Here is a 22,697-nt window from a genome sequence, read left to right as displayed (position 1 = left end):
TGCGCCGGACTAGATGTCCGTGCGGTGGAAGTTCATGTGGCTGCGGCTGGCGGTGGGCCCGCGCTGGCCCTGGTAGCGGTTGCCGTATTCACCCGAGCCGTAGGGGTATTCCGCAGCCGAAGTCAGCCGGAAGAAGCAGAGCTGACCGATCTTCATGCCGGGCCACAGCTTGATGGGCAGCGTGGCCATGTTGGACAGCTCTAGCGTGACGTGGCCCGAGAAGCCGGGGTCAATGAACCCCGCAGTCGAGTGAGTCAGCAGGCCAAGGCGGCCAAGAGAGGACTTGCCCTCAAGGCGGGCGGCGATGTCGTCGGGCAGCGTGACGGTTTCGTAGGTGGAGCCGAGCACGAATTCGCCCGGGTGCAGGATGAACGGCTCACCCTCCTCCACCTCCACCAGGCGGGTCAGCTCGGGCTGCTCCTCGGCCGGGTCGATGTGCGCGTACTTGTGGTTGTCGAACAGCCGGAAGAAGCGGTCTATCCGGACATCAACGGAAGACGGCTGCACCATCAGGGAGTCGTACGGGTCCAGGACGATCCGTTCGGAATCAATTTCGGCACGAATGTCGCGGTCAGAGATCAGCACGCCTTCAAAAATAGCATCTAGGCGCGGGCCTCAGCCGTCGCGGTCCGGCCAAGAACCGCACAGCCGCGGCCCAGGCGCCCGGCCCCAGCAACACCCGTCACAGCAGTAACAGGGAGCAGACACGCAGCGCTGATGGGCGGAGCGGCTCCGCAACTGCGCTAAGCTAGTTTTTGCCCCGGCGGAATCCGGTGCATGCGGCTGTAGCTCAATGGTAGAGCGCTAGCTTCCCAAGCTCGATACGCGGGTTCGATTCCCGTCAGCCGCTCCAGTTTTTCCTTGAGCCCCGCGCTTCGCGCCCGGGTCCAGAGCCCCTGCCCGCTCTCAATACTCCGGACCGGCAATTTGGCTTCAGCCCCCGTCGCGGATCGCATTAGGGCCCTACCTGTATCGTCAGAAGTCAGGAACCCTCTTCGGTTCCGCTACAGGAGCAAACATGGCTGACAAGTCCCCCCGTCAAGCAGCATCCAAAAAATCCGGCAAATCCATCAAGGAAAAGCGCGCTGACAAGAGGGCTGCCGCAGCGCCGGCCACGTCACTGGACAAGAAGAGCGCGAAACCGATGTCGGCGAAGACGAAGTGACGGGTTCACCGAACCATCTCACCCTGGGGGTTGTCTCTTCATCCCGCAAGCCCGATGAACGCCGTCTGCCCCTGCATCCGCTCCACCTTGAGCGAATTGCACCGGAGCTGCGCCAGCGGATGATCCTGGAACAAGGCTATGGGGAGCGCTTCGGCTTTTCCGACGGCCAGCTTGCCCCGCTGGTGGGTCGCTTGGCCAGCCGCGAGGACCTGGTGGCCAAGGCCGACGTCGTCCTGCTGCCCAAACCGCAGCCGCAGGATCTCGCCGAACTCCGCGACGGCCAGACCCTGTGGGGGTGGCCGCATTGTGTTCAGGACCGCGCCATCACCCAAATGGCCATTGACAAGAAGCTCACGCTCATCGCCTTCGAGGCCATGAACCACTGGGCCAGCGACGGTGGTTTCGGCCTGCATGTGTTCCACAAGAACAACGAGCTGGCAGGATACTGCTCCGTTATTCACGCACTTTCCCTCACCGGCTCCACGGGCGACTACGGCCGGAGGATGAGCGCCGTCGTCATCGGCTTCGGCGCGACCGCTCGCGGCGCGGTTACCGCGCTGAACGCCCACGGCATCCACGACGTCCAGGTCCTGACCAACCGCGGCGTTGCCGCCGTGGGATCCCCCATCCACTCGGTACGAATCACGCAGTTCGACCACGATGACAAGGCGCCCTTCCTCAGCCAGGTGATCACCGACCGTGGCCGCGTCCCGCTGGCGCCGTTCCTGGCCGAGAGCGATATCGTGGTCAACTGCACCCTCCAGGACCCCAACAACCCGCTGACCTATCTGCAGCGGGAAGACCTTGCAGCGTTCAAGCCGGGCAGCCTGATTGTGGACGTCTCCTGTGACGAAGGGATGGGTTTCAGCTGGGCCAAAACCACGACCTTCGCCGAGCCGATGTTCACTGTGGGTGACCACATCTCTTACTACGCCGTGGACCACAGCCCGTCCTACCTCTGGAATTCCTCCAGCTGGGAAATCAGTGAGGCGCTCCTGCCGTTCCTGGAGACTGTGATGTCCGGAAGGGAAGCTTGGCAGGGAAATGAGACCATCAGCCGTGCCATCGAAATACGCGACGGGGTGGTCCTTAACAGAGGCGTTCTTGAGTTCCAGGGCCGCGAGGCGGAGCACCCGCACGCGGTGTTCGCAGGAAGCTAACTCTTACGCCGCCCGTTGCACCACCCGCAGCAGGCGGCGCCGGTCCCGGAAGTCCACCTGGAGCGTCAGCTGACCGCGGCGGGCAAGCACGACGGCGACTGTCACCGCCGCGAGCGCCGGCACCCCGCCCCCCACCAGCAGTGCGGCGCGGGGATCCACGTGCTCCGCGATGCTTCCGATCATGGGCCCTCCGATGGCCTGGCCGCCGATCAGGACCATGATGTACAGGCTCATCACCCGGCCGCGCACTCCCATGTTGGAGCTGATTTGGACCAGCTGGTTGGAGGCCGTGAGGAACATTAGGCACCAGAACCCGGAGAGCACCATGGCCGCACCGAACCAGACCACGGACGGCGCGAAGGCAGACAGGCACAGCATGAGTCCGTACATTCCGGCGCCCAGGACCACGGACCGCAGCCGCAGGTGGCGCCGGCGGGCGGAGGCGACGGCCCCGGCGAGCGCACCGAGTGCAACCAGGGCATTCAGCATGCCGTAGCCCCCGGCCCCGATGCGGTAGATATCGTCGGCAAAGGCGGCCAGCACGACAGGCAGGCTCATGGCGAAGACGGCGATAAAGCCCGCCATCAGCCATGGCCAGTAGATGGTCGGCTTGCTCAGCGCATAGCGCAGCCCTTCCCGGAGCATCCCCTTCCGTTTGGGGGCCGGCGCGCTGACGAACAGCTCATCCCGCCGCAGGAGCAGCAGCATCGCCACCGTAGAGCAGCAGGCCACGGCGTTCCCGGCGAAAGCCCAGCCGGCACCGACGGCGGTGAGCAACGCCCCTGCCAGGGCGGGCCCGATCAGCCCGCCCAGCTGGAACGTTGTGGAGTTGACGCTAATGGCGTTCCGCAGATGCCGGGGCCCCACGAGCTCCTGGACAAACACCTGCCGCGCCGGCTGGTCCAACACGGTGACCAGGCCCAGCACCAGCGCGATGCCATACACGTGCCAGACCTCGATCGCTCCAGTGAGAGCGAGCACCGCCAGGGCGGCGGCCAGAACGGCAGCCATGGACTGGCACAGGATCAGGATCCTGCGCTTCGCGAACCGGTCGGCCACCATCCCGCCCCAGGGCCCCAGGACCAGCGCCGGCAGGAACTGCAGCGCAACGGTGATTCCGACGGCGGTGACGGAACCGGACAGCTGCAGCACCAGCCAGTCCTGGGCGATGCGCTGCATCCAGATCGCAGTCACTGCGATGAAGTGGCCGATCGCGAAGATCCGGAAGTTGGGAACACTCAGGGAGATGAATGTCTGGCGCCACGGAAGGCGTTCACTCACGACGGCGACTGGCTGGGTGACGGTGGCCGCTGACGGCGATGGGGGTGTCAAAGGAAGTCCTCTGGAGAGCGGGCTGGCAGATGCCTTTCACGCTATGGTGGGCCAAGACGATTGTGGAAGACTATCCGTCCTATAACTTGGCCATCGACGCCCTCGAATCGGCTGGCCGGACCTGGCGCATCACCTGCACCACCAAGCAGATCAGCGGCGTGCTCGCGGCCGTCCGCGCGGGAATCGGCGTCGCCGTCATGCCGTCCTCGCTGGTGCCGGACGACCTGAAGATCATCACCCGCCGTTTCGAGCTGCCGTCGGTGGGGGACGTGGATTTCACCCTGATCCGGAATCCGTTGGCGAACGCAGAAGTCATTGACGCCCTCACCCAGGCCATCATGGGACGGAACTTAAAGAAGCAGGTTTGAACCCTGCCCCATCAGGGTACGAGGCAGAAAATCGTTGATAACCGTTCGCAGCCGTCCTATGCTGTGACTGTTGGAGGTCATGCAGCGGCTGATGACAGCGAATTGATTACGAACATATCCTGCAACGAAGCGGGCACTGTTCGGGATAGGCACGCCGTGACCACAGCCGCAAACCGCCATTTCCCCCGCCACTCCATGACCGTGGACTCCGACTACGTCGCCAAGCCTAACTGCGACAAATGCGGAACCGACGAGTTCATTTATCTAGAGTCATTCGTTCCGCCCAAGTACCGCCACGACGGCACCGTCAGGACACTGGGCGAAGTCGCATACACCTGCACGCGGTGTGAAGAGTTTTCCGCCCATAACGTTCCCTCATCATGGGCACCGCCCGGCTGGTACCTCGGCTGATTCAGGGGTCTGCACCAGGTCTCACTACGTCCAACACAGGGACACCACGAAGCTACGTCCGACACAGGGACGTTCAAAACAGACAGAAGCAACGAAAAACTGGCGGGCACCGGATGGTGCCCGCCAGTTTTTGTATCGCCCCGCGTTGCGGCAATGCGCCGCCGCGGGAGCCGCTAGATCAGTGAATCGGACAGGTGGTTCGGCGTTCCGAAGCGGTGTGCGGTGATGCTGACCGCCTGCTCGTGCAGGAACGGCAGCAGCTCAACGCGGCCCGCTTCGGTGACCTCGTGCGGGTAGATGGCCACGTCCGGGCGGCCGCCGGTTGCCTCGGCGAGGTCAGCAGCGGAACCGCCGATCAGGCGGATGCGTCCGTTGGACAGCTTGCCGGCGGCAGCGAGCCGGCCCGCGGAGGCGAGCCACGCGGCGTCGTCCTCTACCGTCACGGGGATGTCCAGTCCCGTCAGCACCGCGCGCAGCTGGGCGGGGAGCCCGACGCCGGTGGAGACGGTCAGCTGCGAACCGGCAAGTACGCCGGCGGCTACTGTACGGACGAGCGGGCGAAGGGATTCGCCGTCGGAGAGCCGGATGGTGACCGGAAGGTTGCGGTACCGGAAGATGTTGCGTTCGGCGCTCAGCCCCGAAACATCCTTGGCCGCACCGAATTCCTCAGCCCAAGCCAGGGCGTCCGAACCGACCGAGCGCTGCAGCGCGTCCAGTTCTGCGGAGTCGAGCTCACCCTGCACGGCGTCCACGAGGCGCTGCACGCCGGGGTGCGTGGGCCGCGCGGCTGCACCCTGTGCGCTTTCCTTGCTGGTCCAGTCGCCCAGGCCAACGAGATAGTTCGGTCCGCCTGCCTTGGTGCCGGCACCCACGGCCGACTTCTTCCAGCCGCCGAAGGGCTGGCGCTGGACGATGGCGCCGGTGATGCCGCGGTTCACGTACAGGTTGCCGGCCTGGATGCTGTCCAGCCAGATGCCCAGTTCCTCGGTGTTGAGGGAGTGCAGGCCTGCGGTGAGGCCGTATTCGATCTGGTTCTGGATGGCGATGGCCTCTTCCAGGGTGTCCGCGGTCATGACGCCGAGCACGGGGCCGAAGAATTCGGTCAGGTGGAAGTAGGATCCGCGCTTGACGCCGTAGCGCACGCCCGGGCTCCACAGCCGGCCGGTGTCATCGAGCTTGCGGGGCTCGACGGCCCAGTTCTCGCCCTCGCCCAGCGTGGTGAGCGCATTGAGGAGCTTGCCGTTGGCGGGCTCGATGATCGGGCCCATCTGGCTCGTGGGGTCTTCAGGGTAGCCGACCTTCAGCGAGGTGACGGCGTCGATCAGCTGGTTGTGGAAGCGCCTGGACTTGGCTACCGAGCCCACGAGGATCACCAGTGAGGCGGCGGAGCACTTCTGTCCGGCGTGCCCGAAGGCCGAGTAGGCAACGTCCTTCGCGGCGAGGTCAAGGTCAGCGCTCGGGGTGACGATGATGGCGTTCTTGCCGCTGGTCTCCGCGAGCAGCGGCAGGTCCTTGCGGAAGGAGCGGAACAGCTCGGCGGTCTCGTAACCGCCGGTCAGGATCACGCGGTCCACGGCCGGGTGGGCGATCAGCTGCTTGCCGAGCTCCCGCTCGCCGAGCTGGACCATGGTCAGCACGTCGCGGGGCACGCCGGCTTCCCACAGCGCCTCGATCATCACGGCACCGCTGCGCTTTGCCTGCTTGGCGGGCTTGACGACGACGGCGGACCCTGCGGCGAGTGCCGCGAGGACGGAACCGGCGGGAATGGCCACCGGGAAGTTCCACGGCGGGGTCACCACGGTGAGCTTGGCCGGGGTGAAGGTGGCGCCGTCGACGTCGTCCAGCTTGCGCGCGGACTCGGCGTAGTAGTGCGCGAAGTCAACAGCCTCGCTGACCTCGGGGTCGCCCTGGTCAAGGGTCTTGCCCGTTTCGCTGGCCATGACTTCGAGGAGGTCCGCGCGGCGGGCTTCCAGGACGTCGCCGGCGCGGTGCAGGATCTCGGCACGTTCGGCGCCGGACAGGGCGCCCCAGGCCTTGCCCTTTTCGACGGCGGTTTCAATCACCGTATTCAGGATGCCGGCGTCGGTGATCATGGCAGCCTCGACGGAGGCGTTGCCGAGGGTCGAGGACGGAACGCGGTCCAGGATGGCCCGGCCCCAGTCGCGGTTGGCGGGGAGGGACGGGTCGGTGTCCGGAGTGTTCTCGAAGTGGTCGTGCGGCATGGCCACCGGCGGGAGGTTGCGGTTCTGCTGGCGGTTCGGCGCCGGCACGGACTCGTCGAGGTCCTCGAGAGACCGCAGGAACCGGTCCTCTTCACGGGCGAACAGTGCTTCGTTTTCGCTGAGTTCGAAGACAGCGGACATGAAGTTTTCCTGGCTGGCGCCCTCTTCGAGGCGGCGGATCAGGTAGGCGATGGCGACGTCGAACTCGGCCGGGTGCACCACCGGCGTGTAGAGCAGCAGGGAGCCGACGTCCTTCTTCACGGCCTCGGCCTGGCCCTGGGCCATGCCCAGCAGCATTTCGAACTCGATACCCGATTCCACGCCGCGTTTCTTGGCCAGCAGCCATGCGAAGGCGATGTCGAAGAGGTTGTGCCCGGCCACGCCGATGCGGACATTGGCGATCCGGTCCGGGTGCAGCGAGTAGTTAATGACGCGCTTGTAGCTGGTGTCCGAGTCCTGCTTGGTGCCCCACGTGGCCAGCGGCCAGTCGTGCAGGGAAGCTTCGACTTGCTCCATCGGCAGGTTGGCGCCCTTGACCACGCGGACCTTGATGCCGGCGCCACCCTCGGCGCGGCGCGCAGCGGCCCATCCCTGCAGGCGGATCATGGCGTCGAGCGCGTCCGGGAGGTAGGCCTGAAGCACGATGCCGGCCTCGAGGTTCTTGAACTCAGGCTTGTCCAGGATCCTGGTGAAGACCGCAATGGTCATGTCCAGGTCCTTGTATTCCTCCATGTCCAGGTTGATGAACTTGGGCTTCGGGAAGGATGCCGCCTTGGCGAACAGCGGCGTGAGCTTCTCGACGACGTGCTCCACGGCCTCGTCGAAAGCCCACGGCGAGTGCGGCGCCACCGTGGAGGAAACCTTGATGGATACGTAGTCCACGTCCGGCCGAGCCAGCAGGGTGTGCGTTCCCTCAAGCCGGCGGGACGCCTCGTGCTCACCGAGGACAGCCTCACCGAGGAGGTTCACGTTCAGGTTGATGCCGTCCTTGCGGATCTTGGCGATGGCCGGGCCGAGCTTGGCGTCCGTGGCGTCAACGATGAGGTGGCCCACCATTTCGCGCAGGACCTTGCGGGCCACCGGGATGACAACCTGCGGCAGGACCGGGGCCATGAGGCCGCCCACCTGGACTGCACGGCGCATGTACCAGGGCAGGAAGGCCGGAACCTTGGGCGCCAGCGCCGCGAGGTTGCGGGCCGCGACCTTGAGGTCCTCGGGGCGTACCACGCCGTCCACGAAGCCAACCGTGAATTCCAGGCCGTTCGGGTCCTTCAGGACACCGGCGAGCTGCTCTGCGGAAGCGTCAGCGGGAATCTTGGCGGCCTCGGTGAGCCAGTGGCGTACGAGTGCGATGGTTTCGCCGGCGAGCGCGGTGGCTTCGGCGACGCTTGCGCCGTCCGGCAGGGAGGCGACGGCGCCGGTTTCAGCGGCGTCCTTGCCTGCAAAAACGCGGTGATCCGTAGCTGTGTGGGTCATGGCTTGTGCTCGTTCTTTCCGTGAGTAGTGACCTCTTATTCATCAGTATGGGCCTGGATTCACTTAAGATAAAGCGACCTTTTCCGAGCAATACACGTTAGAAAAAGCGAGCGTTCCCTGGCCTCTGCTGACGCCCCCTCACCTCCCGCCGCCCAACCCGCGACGCCCCCTCACCTCCCGCCGCCCAACCCGCGACGCCCCCTCACCTCCCGCCGCCCAACCCGCGACGCCCCCTCACCTCCCGTCGAGAAACGACGAACCCTCCCCCACCGGAGTGAGAGAGGGTTCGTCGATAGCAGCCCAAAAATGAGGAAGGGTCGCAGGATTAGGCGCCAGATGTGAGGGAGCGTGCCTTACACGGGGGTGTGCATCTCCACTGCCTCGTCGTGCCGCGGGCTGTTCGGGTTCATCAGTGAGTGCCGCTTGCCATAGGCGAAGTAGATAACCAGGCCGATGACGAGCCAGATACCGAAGCGCATCCAGGTCTCCCAGTGGAGCTGGAACATGAGGAAGGCCGACGCCAGGACACCGAAGGCCGGCACCAGAGGCATCAGCGGCAGGCGGAATTCGCGGGGAGCGTCCGGCTTCTTGTACCGGAATACGATCACCGCGAAGCAGACCACCACGAAGGCGGCAAGGATGCCGATGTTGGTGAGGTCGGCAACGGCCTTGATGGGGAACACGCCGGCCAGCAGGGCGGACGCGACGCCCGCGATCCACGTGACGCGCTGGGGCGTGCCGTGGCTGTCGGTCTTGGAGAACCAGCCGGGCAGCAGGCCGTCGCGGCTCATGGAGAACCAGACGCGTGTCACGCCGAGGAGGAAGGTCAGCATGACAGTGAGGATGGACAGCACGGCAAAGACCGAGATGATGGTGGCAATGACCGGCAGCCCGACCCCGGTGAACGCCGAGGCGAACCCGGCAGCGGGATCAATGTCCCGGTAATTCTGCATGCCCGTGAGGACAAGGGTGGCGGCAACGTACAGCAGCATGGCGATGATCAGGGACAGGATGATTGCCTTCGGCATGTGCTTCTTGCCGTCGGTGGCCTCCTCGGCGGCGGTACTCATGGCGTCGTAACCGAACACGGCGAAGAATACGGTGGCGGCGCCGGCAAAGACCGGTCCAATACCGCTGGGCATGAACGGGTTGAAGTTCTCGGCGTTGATGTAGAAGACGCCCAACCCAATGATGAACAGGATCAGGATCACCTTGATGGCCACTGCCACGAGCTCGAACCGGCCAAACGCCTTCGTTCCGCGCGACAGGATCCAGGTGACCAGCAGACAGACCAGGATGGCGGGGATGTTGACGATGCCGCCCCTGCCTTCATCAGCGGTTGACGTCATCCACACGGGCATCTCGATGCCGATGCCGGACAGGAAGGCGTCAAAGTAGCCGGAGATGCCGATGGCCACTACCGCCACGATGGCAATGTATTCCAGCAGCAGGTCCCAGCCGATGAACCAGCCGATCACTTCACCGAGGGCCACATAACCGTAGGTGTACGCGGAGCCGGCGCGGGGAATCATGCCTGCAAACTCTGCGTAGGACAGGGCGGCGGCAGCTGAAGCCAGACCCGCAATCAGGAAGGAAAAGAGAACAGCCGGACCGACGCCGGGAGTGCCCTCACTGCCGTGGGCCACGAGCCCCGCCAGCGAAAAGATGCCGACACCGATGATGCCGCCGACTCCAATGGCCGTGAGCTGCCACAGTCCCAGGGACTTGAAGAGGCCACTGTGCTTGTTCTCGACTTCAATGTCGTCAATCGGCTTGCGCCTGAGGATCGACTGGGTGGGATCTTTAGTTGTCATGCGGATAACTCCTGCGTAGATGCGGCCCCATCATCCGCCCTGTGATGGGGGTAACTCAGATTAGTATGCAAGGATCATTGCATTAGATAAAGTGAATACTCCTAACCAGTACCAGTTAGCTTATCCACTCATTCATCTCCAATCGAAGGAACAGTCGTGCTCGACGTACGCCGCCTAAGACTGCTCCGCGAGCTGAAAATCCGGGGCACCCTCGCAGAGGTGGCCGCAGCCCTGCAGTACAGTCCGTCCTCAGTGTCCCAGCAATTAGCCCTCCTTGAGAAGGAAGTGGGAGTGGAACTGCTGAGGAAAACCGGACGGAAAGTACAGCTCACACCGCAGGCGGAAGTCCTCGTCAGCCACACTGCGCAGCTCCTCGAGACGCTCGAGCAGGCGGAAGCAGACCTGGCCGCCTCCCTCACCACGGTTTCCGGCACGGTCCGGATCGCCGTCTTCCAGTCAGCGGCGCTTGCCCTCATGCCGGAAACCCTGACCCGCATGGCGGCGACCTACCCGGAGGTCCGCATTGAAATGACCCAGCGGGAGCCGGAAACGGCGCTGCACGAGACTTGGGCCAGGGACTTCGACATTGTCATCGCAGAGCAGTACCCGGGCCACGCCGCTCCGCGTTATCCGGAGCTGGACCGGATCCGGCTGACCACCGATGCCATCCGGCTTGCGGTTCCCCCCGCGTCAGGTGATCGGCCGGCCCTCACATCGCTGGCCGACACAGCGGAGATGGCCTGGGTCATGGAGCCGCGCGGCGCCGCTTCACGCCATTGGGCGGAACAGGCCTGCAGGAGTGCCGGGTTCGAACCGGACGTGCGCTTCGAGACCGCGGACCTCCAGGCGCAGATCCGGCTGATTGAATCCGGTAATGCAGTCGGCCTCATGCCCGATCTTGTGTGGACGGGCCGCGGCACCACAGCAGAGCTGATCGAACTTCCCCAGAAGCCGCACAGGACGGTGTTCACGTCCGTGCGCCGCTCAAGTGCCCAGCGTCCGGCCATTCTCGCCGCCCGCGAAATCCTGGCAGCCACCGCCTCTTCGATAGCGGCGTCGAAGGACCATGAGATGGAAGGGCCAGCGTAGTGTTCCCTGGCTCACAGCCAGATGGTTGACCCCGGCGTTAGACTGTTTCCGTTATGAATCGCACAATGTTCAAGTCCAAAATCCACCGCGCCACTGTCACGCACGCGGACCTGCACTACGTGGGTTCCGTCACTGTGGACCTGGACCTGCTGGATGCTGCCGATATTCTGCCCGGCGAGCTCGTAGCCATTGTGGATGTCACAAACGGCGCCCGCCTCGAAACGTACACCATCGCCGGTGAACGCGGTTCGGGCGTGATCGGGATCAACGGCCCGGCGGCACACCTGGTGCACGAAAACGACATCGTCATCCTCATCACCTACGCGGAGATGACCACCGAGGAAGCCAAGGCCTACGAGCCGAAGGTGGTCCACGTGGACAAGGACAACCGTGTCATCCAGCTTGGCAACGACCCCGCCGAAGGCCTCACTCCCGGTCTCATGCGCCCGCCGTTCGCGCTGAACAACGCCACCCTGAGCTGACACTGCCCTGAGCACGCGCAGGGCACGGGGACTAGCAGACTGCCCGCACAGCGAGATCCCTGCCACAAGCCCCTCCGTGGCTGAATAAATATGATTAGGCTGGGACGGTGGACACCGCCCCCTGCACAGCCGAGCCCCCAGCGACCGCCGGATGCTAGGCGTTCTCGCGGGCTTCTTTGTCGTCTGGTCCATCATCCTGGTCGGCATGTTCGTTGGCCGGAGGGGCATCCTCGGTGACAACGCCCGCCAGGTCCTGAGCGGGCTGACCTTCTTTGTGGCCAGCCCGGCGCTGCTCTTCGAGACACTCAGCAAGGCCCGGCTCCAGGACGTTTTTGCCGCGCCGCTGCTGGTCGCCGCGGCCGGCGCCACCGCCACCGCCGCCATCTTCTTCGTCATCGTCAAGTTCCTGCTCAAGCGCAGCCTTCCGGAATCCCTCATGTCATCCATGAGTGCCTCCCTCGCCAACTCGGCGAATCTCGGCATTCCCATTGCCGTATACGTGCTGGGGGATGCGAGCCATGTGGCTCCCCTGCTCATCTTTCAGCTGGCATTTTTCACACCCCTGTTCCTCATGGCGCTGGATGCGACCACCAGCGCGCACCGCACCACGCCGCTGCGGTTCATCCTGATGATCCTGAAAAACCCGATGATCGTAGGTTCAGCGCTCGGTCTTGTGGTGGCCGGAACCGGCTGGCAGGTGCCGGACCTGATCCTGGAGCCGATCCACCTGATCGGCGGCGCCGCCATCCCCGCCATGCTGATGGCGTTTGGCATGAGCCTGAACGGGTCACGCCCCCTGCAGGCCGCCGCGGGACGCCGGCTTGATACCCTGTTGGCGAGTGCCTTCAAGCTCGTCGTCCACCCGGCGATCGCCTACGTCTTTGCGCGTTTCGCGCTGGGCATGGAAGGCCAGGCGCTCTTCGCTGTCGTGGTGACGTCATCCCTGCCGACGGCCCAGAACGTGTTTGTCGCTGCAAGCCGCTACCGGACGGGCGTCACCGTCGCGAAGGACACCGTGCTGATCACCACCGTCGTGGCCGTTCCGGCCATGATCGGCGTGGCACTGCTGCTGACGTGACGTCCGGATCTTTGGAGGAATCTTGAACACCACTGTGGACACTGTGGTCATTGGCGGCGGGGCCATGGGCTCCGCCGCGGCCTGGGCTCTGGCCCGGCGCGGCCGGCAGGTCACGCTGCTGGAGCAATTCGGGCCCGGGCACCGCATCGGCGCGTCTCACGGGGCCACGCGGAACCTCAGCCTGGCTTATGCCGAACCGGACTACATCGCCATGCTCGCGGAGTCCCTGCAGCTGTGGAGCGAACTCGAACACGAGAGCGGCGGGCAGTTGCTGGCGCGCACCGGCGTCGTCAATCATGGCCCTGACCCCGCGTTGAATGCGATGCATGCGGCGCTGAACCAGGCCGGCCTGAAGGCCGAATTCCTGCCGACGGGGGAAGCCGGCGAGCGCTGGCGCGGCATCCGCTTCGACACGCAGGTGCTTTACATGCCGGACGGCGGGCAGCTCAATCCCGAGCTCGCGCTGCCGGCCCTCCAGGGGCTGGCGGCCGGGAACGGGGCGGAGGTACGGCACCACGTGAAGGTGGTGGGACTGCGGATTCTCGACGACGGCGTCCGGCTCACCCTCGACGGCGGCGGGCGCACCGAGGTGCTCACCGCGCGGCAGGCGGTGGTAACCGCCGGCGGCTGGACCTCCAAGCTGCTCGGCGGCGTGGCAGCTTTGCCGCGGCTCACTGTGACGCAGGAGCAGCCGGCGCATTTCGGAATCGCCGACGCCGGTGCTGACTGGCCAGGATTCAACCACTTTCCGGGAACCGGCGCGGACTACGCGGACTGGTACTCCCCCGTGTACGGCATGCTCACCCCCGGTGAAGGCATCAAGGCGGGCTGGCACGGGGTGGGGCCTGTGGTCGATCCGGACCGGCGGTCGTTCCAGCCGGAACCGGTGCAGCGGGCTGCCCTGCAGCGCTACGCGAGACGATGGCTCCCCGGGGCCGATGCCGACTCCATGGCAGACATCAGCTGCACCTACACCACTGCAGCGGACCACAACTTCATCCTGGACCGCCTTGGCCCGGTGGTGATCGGGGCGGGATTCGCCGGCCACGGGTTCAAGTTCACACCCGTCGTGGGCCGGATCCTGGCCGACCTCGCCACCGGGGCCGGGCCGGCGCCCGCGATCTTCGCCGCGTCCCGCCCCGGGCTGCACTAGCGCCTGGCATCGCTTACACGTGGCTACACTAGGCCGGGCGCCACTAGACCGGTTTCGCTAAACCCGGGCCAGTCCGGCTGCCTGGGCCAGCAGTTCCACGGACCGCAACCGCGCGGCGGTGCCCGTGCTCTGGTGCGCAACGATGAGTTCGTCGGCGTCGGCGTGCTGGGCAAAGCCGTCCAGGTACTCCAGCACCACATCGGGTGTTCCGACGGCCGAGTATTTCATCATCTGCGTGACGTGCTGGCCCTGCGGGGAGTCCAGGATCATGTCCGCCTCGTCGTCGGTAAACTCACGGCCGCCGCCGAAGAACAGTGAGACGCGGGCCCGCAAGGTGGCCCGCAACATCTCCTGCGCCTCGGGAGCCGAGTCAGCCGCGATGACATTGGCGCCGGCGATGACGTATGGTGCAGCGAGCTGCTCCGAGGGCCGGAACTCCCTGCGGTAGACCGCCACAGCGTCCTGCAGCGCGTTCGGCGCGAAGTGGGAGGCGAAGGCGTAGGGCAGGCCGAGCTGCGCTGCGAGACGGGCACCGAACAGCGACGATCCCAGAATGTACAGCGGCACGTTGGTTCCCTTGCCCGGCGTCGCCTCGACGCCCTGGATGCGGGTGGGGCCGGTCAGGTATCCCTGCAGCTCGAGGACGTCCTGCGGGAAGCTCTCGGCCGACGAGGGGTCGCGGCGCAGGGCGCGCAGGGTGTTTTGGTCGCTGCCGGGGGCGCGGCCGAGGCCCAGGTCGATGCGGCCCGGGTGCAGGGTTTCGAGGGTTCCGAACTGCTCCGCGATGGTGAGCGGCGAGTGGTTGGGCAGCATCACGCCACCCGCCCCCAGCCGGATGCTTTCGGTCTGGGCGGCCACATGGGCGATCAGGACGCTCGTGGCGGAGGAGGCGATCGAGGACATGTTGTGGTGCTCGGCGTACCAGACCCGGCGGTAGCCGAGCTCCTCGGCGCTCTGTGCCATGGCCACGCTTCCGGCGAAGCTCTCCGCCGCCGTCTGGCCCCTGCCAATCGTCGCAAGGTCAAGGATGGAGAGGGGAACAGTCACAGTGACGCCGGCCTTTCGTTGCACTTCGCGGGCTGGCCGCGGTTGCGCGGCACATCTCTTGACAACGACGGCGGGACGGGGGTTATTTCTGCCCGACCAGGTGACGCTGTCCACAGTTGGCGCTTGCGCAGGCACTTGCCGGGAGAGTTTGCGCCACTAAGCTAGCGGCATGGCCAACAAATCGACAGCAGACAAAGTCGCCACGATACGGAAGGGCTATGCGCTGGAAGGCCCCACGATCGAGCTGGGAGCGGCAATCGTGGATGGCGAACTCCACAAGGACGCACCGGTCCGGCTGCCCCTGTCGATGATGAACCGGCACGGCCTGGTGGCCGGAGCCACCGGCACGGGCAAGACGGTCACGCTGCACATGATGGCCGAGCAGCTTTCGACGGCGGGCGTCCCCGTGTTCCTGGCGGACATCAAGGGCGACCTGTCCGGCCTGGCTACGGCAGCCACCGGGAGCGGCAAGCTGGCGGAACGGACTGAAAGCATAGGCCAGCAGTGGGTCGGCAAGACGTTTCCGGTGGAGTTCCTTGCCCTCGGCGGCGACGGCAACGGCATCCCCGTCCGCGCCACCATCACCTCGTTCGGCCCCATCCTGCTGTCGCGGATCATGGAGCTCAACGACACCCAGGAGTCCAGCCTCCAGCTCGTCTTCCACTTCGCGGACAAGAACAACCTCGAACTGGTTGACCTCAAGGACCTCCGCGCGGTCATCCAGTACCTGACGTCAGACGAGGGCAAAGCGGCCCTGCAGGACCTGGGCGGTCTGTCCAAGGCGACGGCGGGCGTCATCCTCCGCGAACTTGTCACCCTCGAGGCACAGGGCCTGGAGCGCTTTTTTGGGGAGCCGGAATTCGACACCGCCGAGCTCCTCCGCACCGCCCCCGACGGCCGCGGTGTCATCACGTGCCTGGAACTGCCCACGCTGCAGACCAAGCCCCTGGTGTTCTCCACCTTCCTGATGTGGCTGCTGGCGGACCTGTTCGAAGACCTGCCCGAGGCAGGCGACCTGGACAAGCCCAAGCTTGTCTTCTTCCTCGATGAGGCCCATCTGCTTTTCAACGACGCCTCCGACGCCTTCCTCGAAGCCATCACCACCACCGTCCGGCTGATCCGCTCAAAGGGCGTGGGCATCTTCTTTGTGACACAAACTCCGAAGGATGTCCCTGCCGACGTCCTCGGCCAGCTGGCCAACCGTGTGCAGCATGCACTGAGGGCCTTCACGCCGGAGGATGCCAAAGCCCTCAAGGCCACCGTCTCCACGTTTCCGCTCAGCGACTACGACTTGGAGGAGACGCTCACGTCCGCGGGCATCGGCGAGGCTGTTATTACTGTCATGAACGAGAAGGGCGCGCCCACTCCCGTTGCCCTGACCCGCCTGCGGGCCCCCGAATCGGTCATGGGACCGAGCGCGGACGAACTGATCAAGGGCACGGTTGCCGGCTCCGCTCTGCTCGCTAAATACGGCACGGCAGTGGACAACATGTCCGCCTACGAGAAACTGTCCGCCAAGTCCGCTGCTCCCACCGGCCCCGCCGCCCCCGGCCAGCCGCCGGTTCCATCCAGCGGCGTCTTCGTTCCCGGCAGTCTGAATGCCGGAGCGGCGGACACCCCCGATGTGGACGCTGAGGCCCGGCGCATCGAGGAGGAGATTCTCGGACGCCCCAGCACCAGGTCCGCCCCGCAATCCCGGCGCGAGCCCGCGCAGCAACCCCGGCGCGAATCGGCCCCGAGCCCTGCTCCCCCGGCCGGCGGCATGGTGGACGACCTCAGCGGAGCCCTCGGGGGAGCCCTCGGCGCAGGCCTGAAAAGCATGGTCCGGTCGATGGGGACCCAGCTGGGCCGTGAACTTCTGCGGGGCGTTTTCGGCACGTCGTCCCGGCGGCGCCGCTAGCGCCAAGGGGCCGCATGCCTGCCTGTGGAGTGCGGCCGTCGAACGTTTCTTTGATGGGCCTGCCGCGTCATGATCCGCACCGCCAAATCCTGCCTCCACACGCCTAGCAGGTAACGTAAGGTGGGTGCAGATGAGTCAAGCGTTGGTGAAGACAGCAGCCGGGTGGCTGCTGGGCCTCATGCTTGCCGTTGCCGGAGCCGTCGTTTCGGTCAACCTGGTCAACAACTCTGTGGCCAGCCCGCAGCAGCCTGTCCGCGATTATCTGCAAGCCCTGCAGAAGGGTGAGGGCGAGCGGGCCCTGGGTCTCCTCCGCGCCAAGGTGCCGGACGCCGACGCCGCCATGCTCGACGGCACAGCGCTGCAAACCTCCGCCGCCAGGATCGGCAATGTGAAGATCGGCGACGCGGAACCGCGCGGCGGCAAGCGGGTGATGGTGCCCATGGAGTACACCATCGACGGCAGCCGGCTGCGCACCGAGTTCCTGCTGGAAAGCACGGGCACAGAATGGCTCTTCTTCCACAAGTGGTCCTTTGTTCCGTCCACCCTGCCCACCGTTGACGTGACAGTGGTCAACGCGAATGAGGCCACGCTGAACGGCGTTCCGGTCAACATGCCCGGCGGCCGCAACACCTTCGCCGTCTTTTACCCTGGCGAGTATGAAGCGTCGCTGAACGGACAGTACTTCTCGGCCCCACCCACGCGGGCCACCGTCGCCGGGAGGGACGTCCCCGCGGCGCCGCTGAACCTTCTCACGCAGGCCAACGACGAACTGAACCAGGCCGTGGCGTCCAGGGTCAAGGAGTTCCTGGACACCTGCGCAGCCGATGCGGTCAAGCAGCAGCGTCTCCAGCCGGACTGCCCGTTCTACCACGCCACGCCCAACCGGGTGGTTGACGGCACCATCAAGTGGACCATCACGGAGTACCCGAAGATCACTATCGAACCGTTCGACGGCAAATGGGTAGTGGCGCCGCTGGACGGCAAAGCCCGGATCACCGCCGAGCAGGTCGACCTGTTCTCCGGCGCGGTCGCCCCACTGAACGTGGAGCACAACTTCAGCTTCACGACACGCCTGGACATCAAGGGCGACACCATCAGCGTCACGCCCGTCCTGAGCTTCTAGAACGTTGTTCTGGCCGGGCCTGTCGGAGGCGCGGTCACGGAACGGCTTCCCTTCATCAACCAGGTCATAACGCCGCCGGCCCGGTTCTCAACCCGTGTGGGGTCGAAAACCGGGCCGGTTCAGGTGGCGTTTACTCAGTCGCCGTTACTCAGTCGCCGTTATTCAACGAGGCTGCGTCGGTTCAGTCCATGCCGCGCAGGTCCAGCACCAGCTCGGCATCGCCGTCGGTCTGCACCACCACCGGGATGCCCCAGTCCTGCTGGTACAGGTGGCACGCCGCGTGGTCCGGGATCTCGCCGTCCTCGGTTTCGGGGCCGTCGCAGGCGGCCGCGCGGGCGGTAATGTGCAGCACGCCCTCGGGCACGTCGGAGGACAGCTCCAAGGTCCGGAGGAGTCCCACCGAGGTGCCGCCGCCGGATACAAGCAGTTCAGGCGGGGTGGAGGAGATTTTCAGCTGCGTCGGGTCGCCCCAGCGGTCATCCAGCTTCTGCCCGGTGGGCGCGGTGAAGCGCACCGTCAGCTCCAGCGGGCCCGGAGCCACAGGGCTCTTGGGCCGGTGGGTCTGGACCGCGCCCTCATCCACCTGCTGCGCTTCCTTGGGAATGGGCACGTAGACGAGCTGGTGCTTGTTGGCCTCGACCACCACGAGCAGCGGCTCTTTGCCGGCCACCTGGGTGTGGTCGACGATTACGTCCGAGGGCTCCAGGAGGCCGCGGGCGAGCGTGGACACGGTCTTGGTCGCGGGGTCGTAGCGCCGCACGGCACCGTTGTAGGTGTCGGCAACCGCTACGGAGCCGTCGGGGAGCACTGTCACGCCGAGCGGGTGCTGCAGGCGGGCCTCGGAGGCCTCGCCGTCGCGGAAGCCAAAATCGAAGAGGCCCTTGCCCACGGCAGATTCGACGGTGACCGTGCCGTCGTCGTCAATCGCAAGCTTCCGGAGCGCGGAGGTCTCCGAGTCGGCAACCCAGATGTTGCCGTCAGCGTCCTCGGCCAGGCCGGACGGCTGCGCGAACCAGGATTCGTGGGCGGACCCGTCCAGCAGGCCTTCAAGGCCGTTCCCGGCGATGATGGAGACCTCGCCGGACAGCGGCTCGAAGCTGAAGATCTGGTGCACGCCTGCCATGGCCACCACAACTGCCTTGAGCTTGCTGGACCACACGACGTCCCAGGGCGAGCTGAGGGAAACGTCCAGCGGGTGGTCGCTGAGGCGTCCGGTGAAGCCGGCGGCGTCCTCGTCCACCCGGGCCGGTCCGGTCTCCAGCAGGCGCTGCACGCCGTTGCCGACGAGCGTGGTCACGGTGCCGTCCTTGAGGGACAGTCCCCTGAGGCGGTGGTTGACGGAGTCGGCAATTACGACGTCGTAGCCCGTCTTCTCTGCCACGTCCTCAGGCAGCAGGACAAGACCCTGCGGCTCGTTGAATTCCGCGACCGGCTCGCGGGAGTCGATGGCCACGCCCGGGCCGTCGGCGTGTCCCCTGTTGCCGGTACCGAAGGCGCCGAGCACCGTGTGGAAGTCGGTGTCGAGCTCCACAACACGGTGGTGGCCCGTGTCCGTTACCAGCCACGTGCCGGCGCCTTCCGCGGTGGCTTCCGCGGTGGCGGTAGTTGCAGCGCCGGCGGCCGCACCGGCGTCGGACTTTGCAGCTGAACCCCGACCGGCAGGGAGGTAAAGGGCCTTGCCCGGGAAGCGGAGGGTGCCCGACGTCGGCTCCGGGGCCACGTAGGGGCCAGTGCCGCGGTGCAGGGTGCCGCGGGCCTCGTGCTGGGCGATGAGCTCGGGAATCAGCACGCCGAGTCCGTCGGCGTGGCCTTCTCCGGACAGGTGGGCCACGATGTAGCCCTCGGGGTCGATGACCACCAGCGTGGGCCAGGCGCGGGCGGTGTAGGCCTTCCAGGTTTCCAGCTCGGGGTCGTCAAGGACGGGGTGGTGGATTTCGTACCGCTCCACGGCGGCAGCGAGGGCCACGGGATCGGCCTCGTGCTCGAACTTCGGGGAGTGCACGCCCACGGTGACGAGGACGTCGGAGTACTTTTCCTCCAGCGGACGCAGTTCGTCCAGCACGTGGAGGCAGTTGATGCAGCAGAAGGTCCAGAAGTCCAGGAGCACGATTTTGCCGCGCAGGGCTTCCAGGTCCAGGGACTTGCCGCCAGTGTTCAGCCAGTTACGGCCCACCAGTTCGGAGGCGCGGACCCGGTGGTGGGTGCGTACGGTTTCGCTCATCAGCGTCCTTCCAGCTTTGAGTTGCGGTCAGCCAGCTTGGCGTCTCGTTCGGCCAATTTGGCAAACATATCGTTGTAAGCGGTGAGATCGGCGTCGTTATTCCTGTCCGCCGCCCGGTCAGTGCGGCGGGTCTCCCGTTCATCGGAGCGGGACCACATGATGGCGACGCCGATCGCCACCAGGAGGGTGGGAACTTCCCCGATGCCCCAGGCCACGGCACCGCCGAGCTGCTGGTCCGCCAGGGCCGACGGGCCCCACTCCCGGCCGAGGTTGCCGAAGTAGTCGGCGGCGAGCAGTCCGGTGCCGCCCATGATGGCGACCCCGAAGAATGCGTGGAAGCCCATCGTCGCGAGCAGCAGCAAAAGCCGCAGCGGGTACGGCGCACGGCGCGGCAGCGGGTCCGTGCCGATCATGGTGAGCACGAAGATGTACCCGGTCAGCGCGAAGTGCAGGATCATCAGCTCGTGGCCCACATGCTCCCGCATTGCGAAGCCGAAGGCGTCCGAGTAGTAGAAGAGCACGATGGAGCCGGCGAAGTTGGCGGCGGCGAACAGCGGGTGAGTGACGAGCTGCGAGACCCTCGAATGAACGAAGAGCAGCAGCCACTCGCGCAGGCCGCGGGAGCCGTCCGTCCTGGCGGGAAGTGCGCGGAGCGCGAGCGTGACCGGTGCGCCCAGGACCAGGAAGAGGGGAGCCACCATGGTCAGGGCCATGTGGTCCACCATGTGCGCGGAGAACAGCACACGGCCATAGACCGCCGGCGGCCCGGAGGTGATGTAGGTCAGCACCAGCAGGCCGATCACCCAGGGCAGGGTGCGGAAGATGGGCCACCGGTCCCCGCGTGCCCGGACCTTGGCCACCCCCAGGAAGTAAGCCACGAGGCCGAAAGCAGCAACCGCCACCCAGATCCAGTCCAGGCGCCACTCGGTGAGCCAGCGTTCCGAAGTCAGCTCCGGGGGCAGCTCATAGCCGGTGAGGATGAAGGCGGGTGAGGCATCCGGGGCGTAGGAAGTCGGCTCGGGCGGTGAGGAGCGGCCCAGGGCCACCGCGATTCCGGACGTGGCGCCCATGATGAGCAGTTCCATCAGAATCAGCTGCCACAGTACGCGGCGCGAGGACGTACCCTTGCGGGTCAGCTGCGGGATCACCCACTGCCGGTGCATGAAGCCGATGCCGCCGAGCACGAAGGTGGCTGCGGTCTTCGCCACGATCAGCTGCCCGTACGGCGAGCCGAACAGATCGCTCCAGCTGCTGATCCGGACGGTGGAGTTGATGACGCCCGAAGCAAGGACCAGGACGAAGGCGAAGCCCGCCAGCGCGGAAAAACGGCGCAGCGTGGGTTCGGTGATGTCCGTTGTGCTGCCGCGTACTGCAGTTTTAGTGGCAGGGGTGCTGGTTGCTTTGCTGGCTCCGGTGCTGCCGGCACCGCCGGACCCGGACAGCAGGCCCGAGAGCAGCGCGAGCACCACGATGCCGCCCACCCAGACGCTGACACCCACAAGGTGCATCCCCAGTGAGCTGATGGCGCCCTCGTGGTCGTTGGAGCTTGCAGAGTGGCCGATGAGTGCAGTGGGGACCAGTCCGATCAGGGCGAGCACCAGAGTGAGCGCCAGGGCTGTCAGTGACCGAACGCCGAACAGAGCGGTGGTGACCACGGCCGCGATGATGGTGACGGCGAGCCAGGCACGCCCGGTCGGGATGTCCGTCATGAAGAAGACGAGCGCCCTGGTGAATTCCGCATCACCGGACACGCTCTGTCCGGCGACGTCGGAATAAGTGAGTACCAGGACGGCGATGGAGGACAGGGTCCACGCAACGCCGGCAGCCGCCGCGATGGCCAACGCCCTGGCAAACGCCGGGTGCTCGGGGGCGTTTTCTTCCGGGGACCGGCTCTTGGAGCGGCGGCGGTCGATAGTCGGCGGCAGGATGCCGGCGGCGAAAATGAGCCCGCCGATAACGGTGGCCAAAGACACGTTGTGGATCGCCTTGCTGACGGGAAGGCCCCAGCGGACCATGGCGCCCGGATCGGAGACATCGCGCACTACGGCCGCACCTGAGAAGAGCAATGCTGCAGCCAGCCCGAGGAAAAGCGCAGCCAGACCTGCCAGCTGCCAGGACCGGGGGATGCCAAGCACGGCGCCAGCCTGGTTTAGCCCGCCCCCGCTGGGGGCAGGCTGTGGAGTAAGGGATTCTGTGGCTGAGGGCACCTATCCATTGTCCGCCAACGCCGCCTGCGCAGCGAATCGGCGGGCGTGAACCGCAGCACGCCCCGCTTCGACCCCCCTTGCGCGTATCCCGCACCGCTGGCCCGTGCCGCTCATGCCCCTGCCGCTTTTGCCCGTGCCGCTTCGGTCTCCGCCCCGATTCGGTCACCGTCCCGGACATCCCGTGCGGCAGTCCCGACCAAGTCAGGGCACTTCCCCGGTCGCTCCTCGCGGTCTGGCCGGCTCCGGTTCTGGGGGGTCGTCAGGTTAACGGGCTCTTCGCAGATGAGCATGGTTAGGGCGGTCTGAGGCTGGCGCCGCAGTTGCGGCGCTAGCGGTGCGGCGTGGTGCGGCAGCAAAGAGGCCAGGGCCTCTTTGAATTGGTAGCGACCAAGCAAACCAATAACCAAAGAGACCCCGACATGAATAACTCTATGTCTTGTTCTGATGGC

16 protein-coding genes, 1 tRNA gene and 1 pseudogene are annotated in these 22,697 nt (G+C 65.9%); 11 read left to right on the top strand and 7 right to left on the bottom strand.

Annotated features, from left to right (window positions below; translation table 11 throughout):
• Positions 1-9 precede the first annotated feature (9 nt).
• On the bottom strand, positions 10-585 hold the full coding sequence (dcd, locus tag ACIP9X_RS15055; protein ID WP_400480552.1) for a dCTP deaminase: 576 nt from the start codon (positions 583-585) through the stop codon (positions 10-12).
• Positions 586-779: 194 nt separating this feature from the next.
• On the opposite strand from dcd, the gene ACIP9X_RS15050 reads away from it, so the two are divergent.
• From ACIP9X_RS15050 to ACIP9X_RS15040, 3 genes are all read left to right on the top strand, one after another.
• Positions 780-853: transfer RNA gene (locus ACIP9X_RS15050), tRNA-Gly, on the top strand.
• A 165-nt stretch (positions 854-1,018) separates the two neighbouring features.
• Positions 1,019-1,165, top strand: coding sequence for a hypothetical protein (locus ACIP9X_RS15045; RefSeq protein WP_400480551.1), 147 nt, complete (start codon positions 1,019-1,021; stop codon positions 1,163-1,165).
• On the top strand, positions 1,162-2,325 hold the full coding sequence (locus tag ACIP9X_RS15040; protein WP_400480550.1) for a N(5)-(carboxyethyl)ornithine synthase: 1,164 nt from the start codon (positions 1,162-1,164) through the stop codon (positions 2,323-2,325). The genes ACIP9X_RS15045 and ACIP9X_RS15040 overlap by 4 nt, the downstream gene beginning before the upstream one ends.
• 3 nt (positions 2,326-2,328) lie before the next feature.
• Here ACIP9X_RS15040 and ACIP9X_RS15035 read toward each other — a convergent pair whose 3' ends face one another.
• Complete coding sequence (locus ACIP9X_RS15035) at positions 2,329-3,657, bottom strand: MFS transporter (protein WP_400480549.1); 1,329 nt, start codon at positions 3,655-3,657, stop codon at positions 2,329-2,331.
• Positions 3,658-3,734: 77 nt separating this feature from the next.
• Between ACIP9X_RS15035 and ACIP9X_RS15030 the strand changes: the two are divergent.
• Positions 3,735-4,025, top strand: a pseudogene (locus ACIP9X_RS15030) (LysR substrate-binding domain-containing protein); the annotation flags it as partial.
• Positions 4,026-4,181: 156 nt separating this feature from the next.
• Positions 4,182-4,436: a hypothetical protein gene (locus ACIP9X_RS15025; RefSeq protein WP_400480548.1), complete on the top strand. Its 255-nt coding sequence runs from the start codon at positions 4,182-4,184 to the stop codon at positions 4,434-4,436.
• A 173-nt stretch (positions 4,437-4,609) separates the two neighbouring features.
• Here ACIP9X_RS15025 and ACIP9X_RS15020 read toward each other — a convergent pair whose 3' ends face one another.
• Entirely contained in the window at positions 4,610-8,134 is a 3,525-nt protein-coding gene (locus ACIP9X_RS15020; RefSeq protein ID WP_400480547.1) for a bifunctional proline dehydrogenase/L-glutamate gamma-semialdehyde dehydrogenase, read from the bottom strand.
• A gap of 353 nt (positions 8,135-8,487) precedes the next feature.
• A complete protein-coding gene (locus ACIP9X_RS15015) occupies positions 8,488-9,948 on the bottom strand; it encodes an amino acid permease (protein WP_400480546.1) in 1,461 nt (486 codons plus the stop codon).
• Between the two features lie 156 nt (positions 9,949-10,104).
• Between ACIP9X_RS15015 and ACIP9X_RS15010 the strand changes: the two genes are divergently transcribed.
• From ACIP9X_RS15010 to ACIP9X_RS14995, 4 genes are all read left to right on the top strand, one after another.
• On the top strand, positions 10,105-11,037 hold the full coding sequence (locus tag ACIP9X_RS15010; RefSeq protein WP_400480545.1) for a LysR substrate-binding domain-containing protein: 933 nt from the start codon (positions 10,105-10,107) through the stop codon (positions 11,035-11,037).
• Between the two features lie 53 nt (positions 11,038-11,090).
• Complete coding sequence (gene panD / locus ACIP9X_RS15005) at positions 11,091-11,519, top strand: aspartate 1-decarboxylase (protein WP_400480544.1); 429 nt, start codon at positions 11,091-11,093, stop codon at positions 11,517-11,519.
• Between the two features lie 151 nt (positions 11,520-11,670).
• Complete coding sequence (locus ACIP9X_RS15000; RefSeq protein WP_400480543.1) at positions 11,671-12,597, top strand: AEC family transporter; 927 nt, start codon at positions 11,671-11,673, stop codon at positions 12,595-12,597.
• 22 nt (positions 12,598-12,619) lie between these two features.
• A complete protein-coding gene (locus ACIP9X_RS14995; protein ID WP_400480542.1) occupies positions 12,620-13,750 on the top strand; it encodes an FAD-dependent oxidoreductase in 1,131 nt (376 codons plus the stop codon).
• 57 nt (positions 13,751-13,807) lie between these two features.
• Here ACIP9X_RS14995 and ACIP9X_RS14990 read toward each other — a convergent pair whose 3' ends face one another.
• On the bottom strand, positions 13,808-14,797 hold the full coding sequence (locus tag ACIP9X_RS14990) for an LLM class flavin-dependent oxidoreductase (protein WP_400480541.1): 990 nt from the start codon (positions 14,795-14,797) through the stop codon (positions 13,808-13,810).
• Between the two features lie 169 nt (positions 14,798-14,966).
• Between ACIP9X_RS14990 and ACIP9X_RS14985 the strand changes: the two genes are divergently transcribed.
• Complete coding sequence (locus ACIP9X_RS14985; protein ID WP_400480540.1) at positions 14,967-16,697, top strand: helicase HerA-like domain-containing protein; 1,731 nt, start codon at positions 14,967-14,969, stop codon at positions 16,695-16,697.
• A 130-nt stretch (positions 16,698-16,827) separates the two neighbouring features.
• Positions 16,828-17,820: a hypothetical protein gene (locus ACIP9X_RS14980; protein WP_400480539.1), complete on the top strand. Its 993-nt coding sequence runs from the start codon at positions 16,828-16,830 to the stop codon at positions 17,818-17,820.
• Between the two features lie 181 nt (positions 17,821-18,001).
• On the opposite strand, the gene ACIP9X_RS14975 is transcribed toward ACIP9X_RS14980, so the two are convergent.
• Together ACIP9X_RS14975 and ACIP9X_RS14970 are read right to left on the bottom strand one after the other, a co-directional pair.
• Positions 18,002-20,041: an NHL domain-containing thioredoxin family protein gene (locus ACIP9X_RS14975; protein ID WP_400480538.1), complete on the bottom strand. Its 2,040-nt coding sequence runs from the start codon at positions 20,039-20,041 to the stop codon at positions 18,002-18,004.
• Positions 20,041-22,248 carry a cytochrome c oxidase assembly protein gene (locus tag ACIP9X_RS14970; RefSeq protein ID WP_400480537.1) on the bottom strand — a complete coding sequence of 736 codons (2,208 nt, stop codon included), beginning with the start codon at positions 22,246-22,248 and terminating at the stop codon, positions 20,041-20,043. The genes ACIP9X_RS14975 and ACIP9X_RS14970 overlap by 1 nt, the downstream gene beginning before the upstream one ends.
• Positions 22,249-22,697 lie beyond the last annotated feature (449 nt).

This window comes from Arthrobacter sp. NPDC093125 (genome assembly GCF_044754225.1).
Lineage (GTDB): Bacteria > Actinomycetota > Actinomycetes > Actinomycetales > Micrococcaceae > Arthrobacter.
The sequence above is the reverse complement of the archived record's forward strand: the minus strand, read 5'-3'. Positions and strand labels throughout refer to the sequence as shown.